The 16961-nt window shown below is 60.8% G+C and carries 17 protein-coding genes and 1 riboswitch; of the genes, 13 read left to right on the plus strand and 4 right to left on the minus strand.

Going from position 1 to position 16961, the window contains the following annotated elements:
* Positions 1-117 precede the first annotated feature (117 nt).
* Together BN1130_RS16685 and BN1130_RS16690 are read left to right on the plus strand one after the other, a co-directional pair.
* A complete protein-coding gene (locus BN1130_RS16685) occupies positions 118-879 on the plus strand; it encodes a Nif3-like dinuclear metal center hexameric protein (RefSeq protein ID WP_042043349.1) in 762 nt (253 codons plus the stop codon).
* 284 nt (positions 880-1163) lie between these two features.
* On the plus strand, positions 1164-1511 hold the full coding sequence (locus BN1130_RS16690) for an Hpt domain-containing protein (RefSeq protein WP_042043351.1): 348 nt from the start codon (positions 1164-1166) through the stop codon (positions 1509-1511).
* 16 nt (positions 1512-1527) lie between these two features.
* Here the strand turns inward: BN1130_RS16690 and BN1130_RS16695 are convergent, their stop codons facing one another.
* Entirely contained in the window at positions 1528-2436 is a 909-nt protein-coding gene (locus BN1130_RS16695; protein ID WP_042043354.1) for a gluconeogenesis factor YvcK family protein, read from the minus strand.
* Between the two features lie 278 nt (positions 2437-2714).
* Here BN1130_RS16695 and BN1130_RS16700 point away from each other — a divergent pair, with 278 nt between their 5' ends.
* Complete coding sequence (locus tag BN1130_RS16700) at positions 2715-3764, plus strand: FIST signal transduction protein (protein WP_042043580.1); 1050 nt, start codon at positions 2715-2717, stop codon at positions 3762-3764.
* Positions 3761-5848: a PAS domain-containing sensor histidine kinase gene (locus BN1130_RS16705; protein WP_042043355.1), complete on the plus strand. Its 2088-nt coding sequence runs from the start codon at positions 3761-3763 to the stop codon at positions 5846-5848. The genes BN1130_RS16700 and BN1130_RS16705 overlap by 4 nt, the downstream gene beginning before the upstream one ends.
* A 507-nt stretch (positions 5849-6355) precedes the next feature.
* On the opposite strand, the gene BN1130_RS16710 is transcribed toward BN1130_RS16705, so the two are convergent.
* From BN1130_RS16710 to narQ, 3 genes are all read right to left on the minus strand, one after another.
* A complete protein-coding gene (locus BN1130_RS16710; protein WP_042043356.1) occupies positions 6356-6931 on the minus strand; it encodes an LON peptidase substrate-binding domain-containing protein in 576 nt (191 codons plus the stop codon).
* A 92-nt stretch (positions 6932-7023) separates the two neighbouring features.
* Positions 7024-7662 carry a two-component system response regulator NarL gene (gene narL / locus BN1130_RS16715; RefSeq protein WP_042043357.1) on the minus strand — a complete coding sequence of 213 codons (639 nt, stop codon included), beginning with the start codon at positions 7660-7662 and terminating at the stop codon, positions 7024-7026.
* Positions 7662-9374: a nitrate/nitrite two-component system sensor histidine kinase NarQ gene (gene narQ / locus BN1130_RS16720; RefSeq protein ID WP_042043358.1), complete on the minus strand. Its 1713-nt coding sequence runs from the start codon at positions 9372-9374 to the stop codon at positions 7662-7664. Before narQ ends, narL begins: the two co-directional genes overlap by 1 nt.
* Positions 9375-9444: 70 nt before the next feature.
* Positions 9445-9584, plus strand: a riboswitch (molybdenum cofactor riboswitch).
* On the opposite strand from narQ, the gene moaA reads away from it, so the two are divergent.
* The 9 genes from moaA to moaD all read left to right on the plus strand — a co-directional run bounded on the left by moaA (position 9572) and on the right by moaD (position 16954).
* Entirely contained in the window at positions 9572-10552 is a 981-nt protein-coding gene (gene moaA, locus BN1130_RS16725; RefSeq protein ID WP_042043581.1) for a GTP 3',8-cyclase MoaA, read from the plus strand. (Overlaps the previous riboswitch by 13 nt.)
* A gap of 245 nt (positions 10553-10797) precedes the next feature.
* A complete protein-coding gene (gene napF, locus BN1130_RS16730; RefSeq protein WP_042043359.1) occupies positions 10798-11307 on the plus strand; it encodes a ferredoxin-type protein NapF in 510 nt (169 codons plus the stop codon).
* Complete coding sequence (locus tag BN1130_RS16735) at positions 11304-11594, plus strand: chaperone NapD (protein ID WP_042043360.1); 291 nt, start codon at positions 11304-11306, stop codon at positions 11592-11594. Before napF ends, BN1130_RS16735 begins: the two co-directional genes overlap by 4 nt.
* Before the next feature lie 133 nt (positions 11595-11727).
* A complete protein-coding gene (gene napA, locus BN1130_RS16745) occupies positions 11728-14217 on the plus strand; it encodes a nitrate reductase catalytic subunit NapA (protein ID WP_042043361.1) in 2490 nt (829 codons plus the stop codon).
* 105 nt (positions 14218-14322) lie between these two features.
* Positions 14323-14781, plus strand: coding sequence for a nitrate reductase cytochrome c-type subunit (locus BN1130_RS16750; protein ID WP_042043363.1), 459 nt, complete (start codon positions 14323-14325; stop codon positions 14779-14781).
* Positions 14782-14792: 11 nt separating this feature from the next.
* Positions 14793-15383, plus strand: a complete 591-nt coding sequence (locus BN1130_RS16755) for a cytochrome c3 family protein (protein WP_042043366.1) — start codon at positions 14793-14795, stop codon at positions 15381-15383.
* 239 nt (positions 15384-15622) lie between these two features.
* Entirely contained in the window at positions 15623-16135 is a 513-nt protein-coding gene (gene moaB, locus BN1130_RS16760) for a molybdenum cofactor biosynthesis protein B (RefSeq protein ID WP_042043367.1), read from the plus strand.
* 61 nt (positions 16136-16196) lie between these two features.
* Positions 16197-16712 carry a cyclic pyranopterin monophosphate synthase MoaC gene (moaC, locus tag BN1130_RS16765; RefSeq protein WP_042043368.1) on the plus strand — a complete coding sequence of 172 codons (516 nt, stop codon included), beginning with the start codon at positions 16197-16199 and terminating at the stop codon, positions 16710-16712.
* Positions 16709-16954, plus strand: coding sequence for a molybdopterin synthase sulfur carrier subunit (moaD, locus tag BN1130_RS16770; protein ID WP_042043369.1), 246 nt, complete (start codon positions 16709-16711; stop codon positions 16952-16954). The genes moaC and moaD overlap by 4 nt, the downstream gene beginning before the upstream one ends.
* Positions 16955-16961 lie beyond the last annotated feature (7 nt).

The following is a 16961-nucleotide window of genomic DNA, read 5'->3' on the forward strand; positions in this document are numbered from 1 at the left end:
TTGCCGTCCCGCTGACGGGCCAAGGACACCAGTGTGAGCCCGCCACCATGGCCTTGGTCGGCGGGCTCGATTATCATGGCCCTTTGTCAGCTCGCCCATCCGGGCACAGAGGGGCCTATGATCCGCCGCCAGAAACTCACCAACATACTCAATCAGCTGCTCGAACCCCATGCCATCAAGGATTACTGTCCCAATGGTCTGCAAGTCGAGGGGCGCGACGAGATCCGCAAGATAGTCACAGGGGTCACCGCCAGCCAGGGGTTGCTCGACGCCGCCGTGGCCGAGGGAGCCGACGCCATACTGGTACACCATGGCTACTTCTGGAAGGGGGAGGCCGAGGTTGTCACCGGCATGAAGCAGCGTCGCCTCAAGACGCTGCTCACCCATGACATCAATCTGTTCGCCTATCACCTGCCACTGGATGTCCATCCGGAGCTTGGCAACAATGCCCAGCTGGCCAAGCTGCTCGGCATCCGGGTGCGTCGTGGTCTGGAGCCCTGGGACAAGAAAAGCGTGGCCATGGTCGGCAAGTTTGACGACCCCCTGAGCGGTGAGGCGTTGGCCGCACGGATTGGCGAACGGCTGGGCCGCGCTGTGCTGCACTGCGGCGAGAGCGGACCTGCCCTCATCGAAACCGTGGCCTGGTGTACCGGCGGGGGACAGAGTTATATCAACCTCGCCGCGGAGCAGGGCATAGATGCGTTCATCTCGGGGGAGGCGTCGGAGCAGACCATACACACGGCTCGGGAGATGGGCATGCACTTTTTCGCCGCAGGCCATCATGCGACCGAGCGATATGGCGTCAAGGCACTGGGGGAGTGGTTGGCCACCGAGCATGGCGTTGAGGTGATCTTTGTCGATATCGACAACCCGGTCTAAAAAAATACCAGGGTAGAAATCTACCCTGGTTCTTCGCAGCAGCCATACAGGCAAAAAGGGATGAGGTGATATTGAGCCCTGCTCATTCTCATGGTCCACATTGTTGTCTTAATGTTAATTTTGTTGCAAGCCATTGCGATGACATGGGGCGGGCCACTTCACGATAATGGAGCCAGATCACAGTTTTTCCATCCCCAGGCCAGGATGCTTGGGGATGATTTGACTCCCCCTGTTCGCCGCCATTGATCTATGTTCTATTTGGATACCATATTGCAGGAGGCAAGATGACACTGTTGGATCAGGCGGTTTTGGCCCAGTTGGCCGAAGACATTGGCGAAGAGATGATGCCCGTGGTGATCGGGGTCTTTATCGAGGAGGTGGGCGAGCAGCTTGCCCAATTGCCGCCCCTTTATGAGCAGGAAGAGTGGCGGGCGCTGGGGCGACTGGCCCACAGCCTCAAATCGTCCTGCGCCAGTTATGGTGCCCGGCTCAGCCAGCAGCAGGTGGTGGCCCTGGAGCTGGCCTGTCAGCGTCAGGATAGTGCCGAGAGCGGCCTGCTCATCGGCCAGTTGCAGCAGTCTTTGCCCCAGGTATTCACCCAGTTGAACCATTACTGCCAGCCATCATCCTGAATCCCAGGCGCCGGGGTCAGTGACGCTTGCGCCAGTGAATTGCCCTGTCCAGCGCCGCCTTGAGCCTGGCCCTGTCGTGACGATGGGGCAGGCCCTCCTCACCCAGAGAGGCCGTCATCAGCAAGCCATCCAGCTCGGCCGGGTATTGGCCCTGCGGACCTATGATGGCATCGACCCGCCCCGTGCCAATGTGCTGTTCGAGCCAGCGCCACTGGGTCAGCAGATCCATCTGGCCAGCCGGCCCCTTCTCCGCCACCAGATTGGTGATAAAGACCAATTTTGCGCGGCTCTGACCTATGGCCTGGGCAATCTCTTCCAGCAGCAGGGGGGGCATGATGGAGGTGAGAAAGCTGCCTGGTCCCAGCACTATCATGTCAGCCTCGGCGATGGCGCATACCGCCTCCCGGGTCGCCGCCACCTTGGGGCTCAGAGTGAGTGAAAGGGGCGGGCTGTCCAGTTTGTCGATGGATACCTCACCGAGGATCTGGTTGCCACAGGCGGAGCGGGCGCTGAGATCGGTGGGAAACTCCGACATGGGCAACAGTTTGCTCTCAATTTTCAGCATGTTGCTGATGAGACGAATGGCATCGAGAGGGCGCACCGACAAATTGTCCAGCGCCAGCAACATCAGGTTGCCAAGGTTGTGACCGGCCAGCTCGCCCCGGCCGGCAAAGCGATACTCGAAGAGCATGCTGCCGATACTGGGCTCGGTGACCAGTTGGTTGAGGCAGTTGCGCAGATCGCCCCAGGCGATGCACTCCTGACCCTGACGGAGCCGCCCGGTGGAGCCGCCATCATCCGTGGTGGTCACTATGCCCGTCAGGCGCTCGCCGAGGAAAGAGAGGGAGGAGAGCACCCGACCCAGGCCGTGGCCACCGCCAATGGCAACGACATGCTGGAAGTCATTGATATTTTTCTGCCACATAGAGATCCCCGTGCTGACTCATGATGGCCCAGTGTAGTCATGGGCCCCATGTTGTTGTTTGCCCCTGATCCGATTTTTCGGCAACAGCGGAATTTTTCGCAAAGGGTATGACTTTTGCTTGATCGCTGCACCTGATTTTCTTGGCCCCGATTGCGATGACAGGGGCGATGCAAAAGCGGGCCTGTTTCCCGGATGCTCCCAGGCGTCATCGTTCAATGAGATTTAACAGGAGATAGCAGGTGGACTTTCTGACGGCTCACTCCCTTGCAACCAGCTCGATGCTTGCTTGTCGCGAGGTGTGCGAACGCCTGGCGACCCTGCAGGGGGAGCCGGCCTTGCTGCTTGTCTATTTCACCCAGGCCCATGATGCCGCCATCTTGCGTGCTCAGCTGACTAGCCGTTATCCCAACACGCGCCTCATCGGGTGCAGCTATGGGGTGGCCGGGGCGCTCGGTGACCAGATTGACATGAAAAGCCTGCTGCATGGCGCCATGGCCCAGGCGGCACGTCCGGGCGAACTGCCGGCCATGATATTGCTCCATGCCAGTCCAGGTCAGGAGGAGGCCGTATTGGGGGCCATTGAGGCCGAATTTGGCAGCCAGGTGCCAGTGGTGGGGGGATCTGCCGCCGACGACAGGGTGAGTGGCGACTGGCAAGTCTGCTGGCAAGCAGGGGAGGGCAAGCAGGGGGTCGTGCTGGCACTGCTCTATCCGGACTGCGAGCTGGCGTTCCAGTTTCACTCCGGCTACCTCGCCACCGCCCATCATGGGGTGGTGACGGCCAGGGAGGGGCGTGAGGTATTGACCTTGGATGGTGAGCCAGCGGCCCAGGTCTATGCCCGGTGGCGAGGAGTGAATACCCTGCCGGTCGGCCCCATCCTCAAGGAGAGCACCTTGGCGCCGCTGGCGCGTCAGCGGGGCACCCTGGATGGGGTGCCCTACTACAAGCTCTCCCACCCGGAGGCGGTGACGGCCCGTGGTGGGCTGCGGCTCTTTACCGATATCGAGCTAGGGGAGCGATTGACGCTCATGTATGGCAGTGAAGAGGGGCTCCTCGCCCGCAGTCTGGCGGCGGGTCGCATCGAGCCCGCCTATGGCCGCTGCCGCGAGATGCGCCCCTTCGGCGCCCTGCTCATCTTCTGCGCCGGTTGCCGGCTGGCGCTCGGGGAGCGGATCCACGAATTTGGCAGCCTGTTCGAGACCCAACTCGGCGCCATCCCCTTTATTACCCCCTTTACCTTCGGCGAGCAGGGGCGCTTGCCTTATGGCGAGCTGGCGCACGGCAACCTGATGGTCTCCGCCGTGATACTGCTGGGAGAACCCGCATGACCCCTGTTCCGAACCCCGACAGCAAGGAGTTGGAAGCCCTGAACGACAAGCTGCAGGCGACCTTGCTGGAGCTGGTGCACTGTCGGGCGCGGGAGGAGCAGTATCGTCAGGAGTCGCAGACCCTGCTGGCCGGCCTGGGTACCCTGGCCGAGGCCCGCACGCTGGATCAGGTGCTCGACAGCCTGATCCGCAGCCTGCAGCCCTTTATCGGTTTCGAGCAGGCGGACGTACTGGCCTGGGAGCAAGGATCGGGCGTCACCCATCTGAGCACCGAGCCCGGGGAGTGTGGTCACACCTGGCGCCATTCTACCTTGTTCGCTCGCGCCCTGGCGGGGGAGACCCTGGTCATCTATGACCCGGGCCAACTGCCCGAGTTTGCGGCCATGGCTGGCAAGGCTGGCTGGGCCAGCCTGATGCTGACCGGCCTGCACGCCCCGGGCTTTGTCGGTATCTTGCTGTGTCGGCACTCGGTTCGAGGGGGGCTGGATCTGCAAAGCAAGGCGGCGCTGGCGCGCTGTCGCCCACTCATTTCCCAAGCGCTGGTCAACATTGCTTACCGGGCCCGGTTGCAGCAGCAGGTGGCGCTCAAAACCCGGGAGCTGCAGGTGAGCGAGCGCCGTTTTCGTCGCTTCGCCGCCATGGCCTCGGACTGGTTCTGGGAGACGGATGCCGACCACAGGCTCCGCTATGTCTCGGCTCCCGGCTATCAGGGCGGGGTCATGACCATGGAGACGGGGCGCAGCCTCTATGAGGTTGCCCACGAGCGGGAGGGAGAGCCTTGGGACAAGTTTCGGCATCTGGTGGAGGGGCGTCAGGCCATTCGGGCGGAGCGGGTGCGCATCAACACCGGCGAAGTCGTGCGCTGGATGGAGGTGAGCGCCGAGCCCGGTTTCGATCCGCAAGGGGGATTCAGCGGCTATAGCGGCACGGCCCGCGATATTGGCCCCCAGATCCGTCGAGAGCAGCAACTGGCCCAGGCCCGGGATCAGGCCGAGGCCGCCAATCGTGCCAAGTCCCAGTTCCTGGCCATGATGACCCACGAGATCCGCTCCCCCATGAATGCCGTGATGGGCATGCTGGATCTATTGCAGCACGAGGCCCTGGCGCCAGCCCAGCAATCGCTGTTGGGTCATGCGGCGCACTCGGCGCGGCTGCTGCAGACCATCATCGATGACGTGCTCGATTTTTCCAAGATTGAGGCCCACAGCCTGGAGCTGTACTGCGAGCGTTTCTCCCCCCGGCACCTCTGCCAGTCGATCATGGAGCCGCTGCAGGCCATGGTGAGGAGCAAGGGGCTCAGCTTGCGATGCGAGCTGGAGGAGGCCGTGCCCGAGGTTCTGTTCGGGGATCCGGTCCGGGTGTCCCAGATAGTCAACAACCTGCTTGGCAATGCGGTCAAGTTCACCGAGCGGGGCTGGGTGGTGCTCAGGATGGGCTGGGACGGCGTGCGGCTGCGCATCGAGGTGCAAGACAGTGGTATCGGCATCAGCGAAGGGGATCAGGGACGCCTGTTTGAACCCTTTACCCAGGTCGACAGCTCGGCCACTCGCCACTGCGCGGGGACAGGGCTGGGTTTGAGCATCAGCAAGCGACTGGTCGCCCTGATGGGGGGCGAGCTCTGCCTGGAGAGCCGGCTGGGGGAGGGGAGTCGCTTCTGGTTCAGTCTGCCCGGGCTCAGCGTGCCCTGCGAGAGTGAGACGCGCCCCAGTCAGCAGACAATGATGCTGCGGCCTCTGGAGGTGCTGGTGGTGGAAGACAGCCCGGTCAATCAGCTCGTGGTCTCGCTCATGCTGCAGAAACTGGTGAGCCGGGTCCGTCTCGCGGGCAATGGTCTTGAGGCTATTGCCCAGGTGACGGAGCAGGCGCCGGATCTCATCTTGATGGATATGCGCATGCCGCAGATGGACGGGTTGGAGGCGACCAGGTTGCTGCGCGAGCTGGGTTATCAGATGCCGATAGTGGCGCTGACCGCCAATGCCATGGCCGAAGACCGGGCGCGCTGCCTGGCCGCTGGCATGACGGACTTCCTGGCCAAACCCATCAGTCTGGCGCGGCTGCGCGAGTGCCTGACGCGTCACTGCTGAGTGTCATGGCCCTGTCACAGGGAGGGGGCAGACTGCCATGGGAGCGTGGGACAGGCTGTGACGGCACACTGAGATCCATTCGAGCTTTTTCGTGCGAAAGTGCAGGCAAAAAAGTGCAGGCAAAAAAAATGGTCAACTAGGTAGTTGACCAGTTCTTCAGCAAATACTGAAGAGAGCACGGGATAAATCGGGTTGTATAGAGCTATATGAAAGATACGTGCCAACTTTTTAAATCTTCACCGACCCGCTAATTCAGGCCGATGTGGTGCAAATCTGGTGTCTAATGAATACATTTTTTTGCAAATTGCGAATATTGACATCTCATATTGAGATTTTTCGCATTTTGCAAATTTCTGGCAAGGGGCTGTGCACTCAAGCAGGAGCCCTTGCCCTGCTCCTCTGCGGTCTATCTGCTTGTACTATCTGGTCAGCCTGATGCCAAGGGGGGAGCCTCGCGAGGCTCTTCTATTTCCACCTTGGCGGCGCCTGGGCTCGGAACCCTCTAGGTTAGCGGGCAATCAGCCGACGCAGGAATTGGCGGGCCGCTTCACTGTTCTGCTTGGCAATCAGCATTTGCTTCTCGTAGATGGGCATGGGCAGTATTTCCAACCAGCGCTGACACAGCCAGGTGGCATCCTCGAACTGTTTGTCGGGATAGAGCTCATCGAGTTCGGGGTACTGATCGAACACTTCCCGCAGCCGGTTGGCCAGCAGATCGTCGCTGAAGTCGGAGTGGATGCTGGGCCAGTTGGGCAGCGACTCTACCTCGGCACGGCGCACTCCCAGCTCATCCGTCGTCATGCTGTGAATGCAGAAGCGATCCAGACCGAGCACGGTGACGCCGAGCAGACCGTCATTGAGGGTATAGAAGTCGGTGACTCTGACCCGGGTACCTACCGGCAGGATGCGCCCGGCGGAGCCCGAGGGGGTGGACTCCTCCATGACGATGCCAAAGCCCTTGTCCTGTTCGAAAGACTCCTTGAGCATCTGCAGGTGGCGCGGCTCAAACAGTCGCAGTGGCAGCTTGCCGCCCGGCAGTATGTGGGACGGTAAGGGGAACAGTGCCAGCGTGGTGTTATTCATGTTCCTTCCTCCGTTGATTCATGCTTGGAGGGAGTAATGCAGCGACCGTGCCAGACCATGAAAAAAGCCACCCTGGGGTGGCTTCATTGTACTCAGTGGCGCTGTTCCAGATACATGACAGCGGCCTCGACCCGGCTCTGGGCCTCGAGCTTCTTGAGCAGGCTCTTGACGTGTACCTTGACGGTCCCCTCCGAGATATGGAGCACCGAGGCTACCTGCTTGTTGGAGAGACCCTTTGCAATTTCGCGCAGGATTTGCATTTCGCGACGCGTCAGGCTCTCGAGTTTCTGCTGCAGATGATCCAGCTCGTAGATGTTCTCCAGATAAGGGCGCAGCGGCTCGCTCAGGATCTGCTGTCCCGTCATCACGTCGCCGAGCTGGGCCAAGAGGGTGTCGGGCTCAGTGTCCTTGAGCAGGTAGCCGTCGGCGCCTGCCTTGAGCAGGGCGACCACGTCCTGGCGGGCATCGGACACGGTCAGGATCACCACCCGGGAGGTGATCTCCTCGGCGCGCAGTGCCTTGAGGGTATCCAGACCGGAGAGACCTTTCATATTCAGGTCGAGCAGGATCAGATCGGGTTCGGCCGCCTTGGCCATGGCGATGGCGTCACTGCCGTTGGATGCTTCGCCGCATACTTCTAGGTTCTCTTCCAACGCCAGGAGTTGCACTATCCCCTTGCGCATCAGGGGGTGATCATCGACCACCAGAACTGTGTATTTTATCTCGTCCATCAGGCATCTCTTGTTAGGCTGGTGGGAAAGGTCAGGTGCACTCGGGTGCCCTTGGGGTGGATCTCGCTGATCGCCAGGACCCCATGCAGCTTGCTGGCCCGCTCGTCCATGATGCTGAGGCCATAGTGGTTGATGGCTGAACGGGCATGGCCGATACCGACACCGTCATCGGTGATTTGCACCTGAATGTTACCATCGGCAAGGGTCTCACAGCTAACATCAATCAGTTGCGCACTGGCATGTTTGATGGCGTTGAGGACGGCCTCACGGATGAGTTGCAGTATGTGAATGTGCTGGCCCGCTTCCAGATCCGTATCGGACAGACCGTAATGGAGCCGGATCTGGGCCTGAGTCTGGGGCTTGAGCTGCTCTATCATGATGTGGATTGCCTCCCCCAGATTGGCATCTCCGATGCTGAGTCTGAAGGTGCCCAGCAGCTCGCGCAGCTGGGTGTAAGCATTACTGAGCCCCTCGTCTATCTGCTCCATGGCCGCCTGGGTCTTGCTGCTGTCCCCCTTGTTGAAGGCGCGTTTGAGCAGGGTGGATTGGATTTTCAAGTAAGAGAGGGCCTGGGCCAGGGAGTCGTGCAACTCGCGGGCGATGACGGCCCGCTCCTCCATCAACAACAAGCGCTGTTGCTGCAAGAGCGTCTGATCCTTGTGCAGGACCTGGGCCAGCAGCATGGAAAAGTTCTTCATCAGCCGCTCGTCGATGGGGTGGGGGCTGATGATGTCGAGGCGGCCAAACTCCCTGTCATCCATCTGCAAATAGAAGCTCACCACCGCCTCGAGTTCCCCAGGCCAGCCACTGCGCCCGGTGAGGTAGACCGGCATGGCATTGTGTTCGAAACGGGTCAGCCGTATGTGCGCTATCTGCTGATGAGCGGCGGCCCGGTCGAGCAGCTTTTGCAGGGTGTGGCCGCTTAAGGGGGCGGCGTGCAGCTTCTGGGCCGTGGTGTAGAGGAAGGAGAGGGTATCATTGGCCTGCTGCAGCTTGGCGGTCTTCTCTTCGACCTTGCTCTCCAAGTCCCGATAGAGCTTGCCCAGTTCGGTGGCCATGGTGCCAAAGGCGTCGGACAGCTCCCCCAGCTCGTTGTCGCAGTGGGGGGGCAGGGTGAGGTCAAATTCACGCCGCTGGACCTGGCGGGCGCAATAGACCAGCTGGTTGAGGGGGGCCACCACCTGCTGGCGAGTGAAGCGCACCGTGAACCAGGCGATGGTGATGATGGAGATGAGCCCCAGCCCCTCGGCCAGCGCCAGCATGCGCACCTTGAATTCGACGTGGTACTGCATCTGGTTGACGAAGTCATCGATGGCGGCGACGAACTGCTCCGTGTTGTCTATGTAGCGCTGGGGGGTCGCCTGCTCTATGTGGCTGCGCATCAACTGCCATTGGCGCAGCACTTCGCCATAGGTAAGGCGCAGGGCCGCCGGGGTTATCCAGCGCTGGGTCTCTTGCAGCTCCTTGGCATTGAGCGTCTGCTCGAATTGATCCAGCCGCTTGAGGGCAGGCTGCCCCTGACCAATCTCATAGGCCATGCGATAGGCCTGCATCCGCAAGGATCCGGACAGATTGATGGCCTTGGCATCGGGCACCGAGTAGAAGAGGGTGACCATGGCCACCAGGGCGATCAGGCTCGCCATAAACAGGATCAGCATCATGGAGCGGCCGATGGCGCTACTGACCGAATGAACCCTGAACCATTGCCCCATGTAGCCTCTGCGCCGCTGAAATACCCCATAAGTTGCGTGGGAGTGTACTCCAACTTGTGCTAGCATCGAAAAACTAGATGAACTCCGAGCATTTTCGCCTAAGTCTTTGGATAAGGGGAAGATTGCCGACAGCCGACATGCGCGCTGTAAGGGTCAGGAAAGAAATGCCCTGGCCTCCCGTATTTGGAAAGGTGTTTATGTTGCCACTTGAAGATGGTTTTTCCCGTCGTTTTTACTATTTGCGCCTGTCGGTCACCGATGTGTGCAATTTTCGTTGTACCTATTGCCTGCCGGACGGTTATCGCCCCGAGGGGCGCAAGTCCTTCCTCTCTGTCGATGAGATCCGCCGGGTAGTGTCCGGTTTTGCTGCCATGGGCACCCGCAAGGTGCGCCTGACCGGTGGTGAACCCTCCCTGCGCCGTGATTTCACCGAGATCATCGAGACGGTGGCGGCGACTCCTGGCATCGACAAGATAGCCATGACCACCAATGGTTATCGACTCAAGGAGCGGGCCGCCGAGTGGCGAGCCGCCGGGCTGACCGCGCTCAATGTCAGTGTCGACAGCCTGGACCCGCGCCAGTTCCACCAGATCACCGGTGAAAACAAGCTGGCCGAGATCATGGATGGGATAGAGGCGGCACTCAATGCCGGTTTTCCCTCGGTCAAAGTCAATGCCGTGCTGCTCAGGGGGCTCAATGATGGCCAGCTTGCCGAGTTCTTGGCCTGGATCCGGGACAAGCCCATCGAGCTGCGCTTCATCGAGTTGATGCAGACGGGGGAGATGGACACGCTGTTTCGCGATCGTCACGTCAGCGGCGAGACCATCAAGGCGCACTTGCTTGAGCAGGGCTGGCTGCAGCAGTTGCGAGGGGTGGATGATGGCCCGGCGCAAGTGTTCCAGCACTCGGGCTCGCGCGGCAGCATTGGCCTCATCATGCCTTACAGCAAGGATTTCTGCGCCGGTTGCAACCGGCTGCGGGTCTCTTCCGTCGGCAAGCTGCATCTGTGCCTGTTTGGAGAGAGTGGCGTCGAGCTCAGGGATCTGCTGAGTGCCGACCAGCAACAGGATGAGCTGATCCAGCGCATTCGGGTCGCCCTGCTCGGCAAGGCCGCGACCCATCACCTTCACGAAGGGAATGCGGGCATGACCCCTAATCTCGCTTCGATAGGCGGGTAAGCCTCAAACAAGCCTCTCCTTCCTGCCGGTTTGCCTATTAGGGGGTATCTTGACGGATATCCCCTACGATTTTTTGCGCCAAGGGATTGATCCAGCGCAATAATCCCCCCTGTTTATCCCCCTGGTGGTATATCCCTTAACTTGTTGAGTCCGCAAAATAGGCCCACTATTAGAATAGGTATTACAGATGCCATTCTTATTTCGCCTGTTCAGGCCAGGTTTTTCGGGGTTCACAAGGAGTGGATATGTCCGATGGGGTCAAGCTGTCACGCCGGCACCTGCTGCGCGGCCGTTTCAAGGCTGTGACACCTGCTGCCCAGTTGCCCTGGTCACTGCCCTGGCCCGCGTTTGTCGCCGATTGCAGCCGCTGTGGTGATTGCCTCACCGCCTGCCCCGAACAGATCATCATCAAAGGGGATGGCGGCTTTCCTGAACTCGACTTCAGCCGGGGTGAGTGCAGCTTCTGTGGCGACTGTGCGAGCGCTTGCAGCGAGCCGCTGTTTCGCCCGACTGAACAATCCCCCTGGGACTATATCGCCCACATAGCCGAAAGCTGCCTGGCCAACGGCCAGGTCTATTGCCAGCGCTGCCAGGATAGCTGCGAGACGAGGGCAATCCGCTTTATCCCCATACTCGGTCGGGTGCCAACCCCAAGCGTGGATGCCGCCCTGTGCACCGGGTGTGGCGCCTGTGTCGCAGATTGCCCGGTTGACAGTATCAAGGTGGCCAGCCCGGCCGCGAAGGAGCATGAATGAAACCGCAGCCAGCCGATGTCCAGCTTGAGCAGGAATACCACGTATCCAGCCTGGTGGTATTGACACAGCCCCCCTTGCGCCATCGGCTTGCCGAGCAGATTGGTGCCCTCGAAGGGGCCGAAGTGCATGTGGTCAGTGAGGAGGGCAAGTTGGTTGTCACCCTGGAGGGGCCGAGTCAGCGCCCCATCATGGCGGCCATCGATGCCATCAACGGGATGCCGGGGGTGCTGTCTGCCGGTCTCATCTACCACCAGTTCGATGAGCGCGATGTCCAATGCAAGGAATAACACGCCATGGCGCTGAGTCAGCGTGGCTCATCATGATGGCCATAGAGGCTATCAACGGGATGCCGGGGGTGCTCTGCGCCGGTCTCATCTACCATCAGTTCGATAATAACGATAAGCAATGTGAGGAAATGTCATGAAGCTGAGTCGACGCGACTTTATGAAGGCCAACGCGGTCGCAGCCGCGGCGGCCGTGGCCGGTGTCAGTGCTCCCGCCCTGGCGGCCAACCTGATCACCAGTACTGACAAGACTGCCATCAAATGGGACAAGGCACCCTGCCGCTTCTGCGGTACCGGCTGCTCCGTACTGGTGGGTTCCCAGGCCGGGCGCGTGGTGGCGACCCAGGGCGATCCGGAGGCCCCGGTCAACCGCGGTCTGAACTGCATCAAGGGCTATTTCCTGTCGAAAATCATGTATGGCGAGGATCGCCTGACCCAGCCTCTGCTGCGCATGACCAATGGCAAGTTCGACAAGAATGGCGACTTCGCCCCCATCAGCTGGGATCAGGCGTTCGACATCATGGCCGAGAAGTTCAAGGCCACCCTCAAAGAGAAGGGCCCGACCGCGGTTGGCATGTTCGGCTCCGGCCAGTGGACCGTCTGGGAAGGCTACGCCGCCTCCAAGCTGATGAAGGCGGGTTTCCGCTCCAATAACCTGGATCCCAACGCCCGTCACTGCATGGCCTCGGCCGTAGTCGGCTTCATGCGTACCTTCGGCATGGACGAACCCATGGGCTGTTACGATGACATCGAACAGGCGGACGCCTTCGTGTTGTGGGGCTCCAACATGGCCGAGATGCACCCCATCCTCTGGTCACGGATCTCGGATCGCCGCCTCTCCCATCAAGAGGTGCAGGTGCATGTGCTCTCCACCTTCGAGCATCGCAGCTTCGAGCTGGCCGACAACGGCATGGTGTTCACGCCCCAGACCGACCTGGCGATCCTCAACTACATCGCCAACTACATCATCCAGAACGACAAGGTGAACTGGGAGTTCGTCAACAAGCACACCCAGTTCCGCAAGGGGGTCACCGACATCGGCTACGGCCTGCGTCCGACTCACCCGACCCAGCAGAAAGCCAAGAACCCGGACAGCGGCGACTCCACCCCGATGAGTTTCGACGACTTCGCCAAGTTCGTGGCCGATTACGATGTGGACTCGGTGGCCAAGCTCTCCGGTGTGCCCAAAGAGAAGCTGGAAAAATTGGCGCAGATCTATGCCGACCCAAGCAAGAAAGTGGTCTCCTACTGGACCATGGGCTTCAACCAGCACACCCGCGGCGTCTGGGCCAACAACCTCTGCTACAACATCCACCTGCTGACCGGCAAGATCTCCACCCCGGGCAGCGGTCCCTTCTCCCTGACCGGCCAGCCTTCCGCCTGTGGCACCGCCCGGGAAGTGGGCACCTTCGCCCATCGCCTGCCCGCCGACATGGTGGTCACTGACCCCAAGCACCGCGCCATCGCCGAGAAGATCTGGAAACTGCCGGAAGGCACCATCCCGGACAAGGTGGGTTATCACGCCGTGCTGCAGAGCCGCATGCTCAAGGATGGCAAGCTCAATGCCTACTGGGTGATGTGCAACAACAACATGCAGGCCGGCCCGAACATGAACGAGGAGGGGCTGCCCGGTTATCGCAACCCGGCCAACTTCATCGTGGTCTCCGACCCGTACCCGACCGTGACCGCCCAGGCGGCCGATCTCATCTTGCCCACCGCCATGTGGGTGGAGAAAGAGGGCGCCTATGGTAACGCCGAGCGCCGCACCCAGTTCTGGCACCAGCAGGTCAAGGCGCCGGAAGGGGCCAAGTCCGACTTGTGGCAGCTGATGGAGTTTGCCAAGCGCTTCACCGTGGAAGAGGTGTGGCCGGCGGAACTTATCGCCAAGATGCCGGAAGTGAAAGGCAAGACCCTCTATGAGGTGCTCTATCGCAACGGTCAGATCGATCAGTTCCCCAAAGCGCAGAGCAAAGGCGAGCTCAACGACGAGGCCGAGCACTTTGGCTTCTATGTGCAAAAAGGCCTGTTTGAGGAGTACGCCTCCTTCGGTCGCGGTCATGGTCATGACCTGGCACCCTTCGATCGTTACCACGAAGAGCGCGGCCTGCGCTGGCCCGTGGTCGATGGCAAGGAGACCCTGTGGCGCTATCGCGAAGGGTTCGACCCTTATGTGAAGGCGGGGGAGGGGGTGAACTTCTACGGCAAACCCGATGGCCGTGCGGTCATTTTCGCGCTGCCTTATGAGGCGGCCGCCGAGTCCCCGGACCAGGAGTTCGATCTCTGGCTCTCTACCGGCCGCGTGCTGGAGCACTGGCACACCGGCACCATGACCCGTCGGGTGCCCGAGCTCTACCGCGCCTTCCCGGATGCGGTGCTGTTCATGCACCCGGAAGATGCCAAGGCTCGCGGCGTGCGCCGTGGTGAGGAGGTGATCGTCTCCTCCCGCCGGGGCGAGGTGAAGACCCGGGTCGAGACCCGTGGCCGCAACAAGCCGCCCAGAGGCCTGGTGTTCATGCCCTTCTTCGATGCGAGCCAGCTGGTCAACAAGTTGACCCTGGATGCCACGGATCCGCTCTCCAAAGAGACGGATTACAAGAAGTGTGCGGTCAAGGTCGCCAAGGCCTGAGGCAACAGGCATTGATGAGCGCCCGGCCGCCGGGCGACGCTCGTTTGCTACCCAGGGGCCTGCCCGGCGCGGGCCCTTGCGGATAACATGTTCGGAGAAAAAATAATGAAGAAGCTGATTGGAGCAATGTTGGCCTGCCTGATGGCGGGGAGTCTGATGGCTGCCGAGGCACCACAGGCCACCACCGAGAGCGGCGGCGTCAAGTCCCTGCGCAACAGTGCGGATCTTGCCGTCGAGGCACCCGCGGCCCAGATGAAGAACTTTCGCAAGGATGGCGATCTTTATACCCGCCAATACATGCATCAGCCACCGCTGATCCCCCATGACATTCGCAACTATGAGATAGACAAGAAGGTCAACAAGTGCCTGGCCTGTCATAGCTTCAAGAATGCCACCGCCATGAAGGCGCCCAAGATAAGCCCGACCCATTTCGAGTCGCGAGATGGCCTGACCCTGGGCGAAGTCTCGCCGCGCCGCTACTTCTGCTTGCAGTGTCATGTACCGCAGACCGATGCCAAGCCGCTGGTGGACAATACTTTCAAACCGGTCGATGCGCTGAACTAAGGAGTCATTAGATGAAATTACCCGGTTTTGTGCAGCGGATCTGGACCACCTTCAAGTCGCCCTCCAAGGCGGCGCTCTGGGTGCTGCTGATGATGGGCTTCTTCGGCGGTGTCATCTTCTGGGGCGGTTTCAACACCGCCATGGAAGCCTCCAACACCGAGAAGTTCTGCACCGGCTGTCACGAGATGAAAGACAACGTCTTCGTCGAGTATCGCGACACCATCCACTATGCCAACCGTTCCGGGGTGCGGGCCAGCTGCCCCGATTGCCACGTCCCCCACGAGTGGACTTACAAGATCATTCGCAAGGTGCAGGCCTCCAAGGAGCTGTGGGGCATGTTGACCGGCAAGGTGGATACCCGCGAGAAATTCGAGTCTCACCGCCGTGAGATGGCGGAGCGAGAGTGGCAGCGGATGAAAGACACGGATTCGAGGGAGTGCCGCAACTGTCACAACTTCGAGTACATGGACTTCTCCTTGCAAGGACGGCGCGCCGCTCAGATGCACGCCACCAACCTGGCCAGTGGCGAGAATACCTGCGTCGATTGCCACAAGGGGATTGCGCACCAGCTGCCTGACATGACAGGGGTCAAGGGATTCTGATCGGAGTACCTTCGCAAGACAGGCCGGGTTAGCCCGGCCTGTTGCTATGAGCCTGAATGGGCGCTGCGAGCAGATTAATGAGCCTATTCACCCCACTCCCCGACAACTTTTGGTAGAATCCATCCCCAGCAAGGATATTGCCAATCAGATCCAATTGGCTGGCCTCGCCCCTGGCTGGCGTACCGCAAGCATCCTACCCCCTCTTCGCCTCGTGCTCGATGATTTACAGGAATTGTTCAATGGCAGCAGACATCAGCGAATTCACCCCCCTCAACATTGCCGTTCTGACGGTCTCTGACAGCCGAGGCGCCGCCGACGACAGCTCGGGGGATTACCTGGCATCGGCCCTGACCGAGGCGGGACATCAGCTGACGGATAGAGCGTTGTGCGCCGACAACTTGTTCCGGGTACGGGCTCAGGTCAGCCAGTGGATCGTTGATGAGAGTGTGCAGGTGGTGTTGATCAATGGCGGCACCGGCTTCAATGAGCAAAACCGGGTTCCGGAGGCGGTGGGTGTGCTGTTCGAACGCACCGTGCAGGGCTTTGGCGAGATGTTCCGTCAGCTCTCGTTTGCCGAGATCAAGGGCTCGGCCATGCAGAGCCGCGCCCTGGCCGGGCTCGCCAACCGCACCCTTATCTGCTGTTTGCCCGGATCCACGGGGGCCTGCCAACTGGGGTGGGAGAAGCTGATCCGGGATCAGCTCGATGTCCGCACCCGGCCATGCAACTTCGCGACCCAGCTGATCAGATGATCCGCGCCATCCTTTCCTTTTCGGGGCGGCATACCGCGCCATCAGTGATGAGTAACAGCCAATGAGTTTGACCCATCTCAACCAGAGCGGCGAGGCCCACATGGTGGACGTCACCGACAAGCAGGTCACAGAACGTGAAGCCCGCGCCGAAGCCTTCGTGACCATGGCCCCCGCGACCCTGGCCCTGATCCTCGGCGGTCAGCACCACAAGGGCGACGTGTTCGCCACCGCCCGCATCGCCGGCATCATGGCGGCCAAGAAGACTGCCGACCTCATTCCCCTCTGCCATCCTCTGGCTCTCACCAAGGTGGAGGTAGAGATAGAACCCCAGTCCGAGCACAATAGGGTCCATATTCGCACCCTCTGCAAGCTCTCCGGCAAGACCGGGGTGGAGATGGAAGCGCTCACCGCGGCGTCCGTGGCGGCGCTCACCATCTACGACATGTGCAAGGCGGTGCAAAAGGACATGGTGATCGAGCAAGTCAGGCTGGTGGAGAAGAAAGGCGGCAAGTCCGGCCACTTCCTGGCCCCGGCTGCCGATGGCGGTGCACAACAGAATGCGAGAGAGCCGTCATGATCAAGGTACTGTTTTTTGCCCAAGTGCGTGAGCTGGTTGGCTGCGACGAGCTCAGTCTGCCCTGCGACTATGCCAGCGCCGAAGATCTGCGCAGCGCGCTGTGCGTGCGCGGTGACAAGTGGGCTCTGGCGCTCGAGTCCGGCAAGTTGCTGGTGGCGATCAACCAGACCCTGGTGCCGCTCACCACGGCGCTTGCCGATGGCGATGAAGTGGCCTTCTTCCCCCCTGTGACCGGAGGCTGATGCCATG

Origin of the sequence: Aeromonas rivuli, from assembly GCF_000820045.1 — a bacterium.
Taxonomy (GTDB): domain Bacteria; phylum Pseudomonadota; class Gammaproteobacteria; order Enterobacterales; family Aeromonadaceae; genus Aeromonas; species Aeromonas rivuli.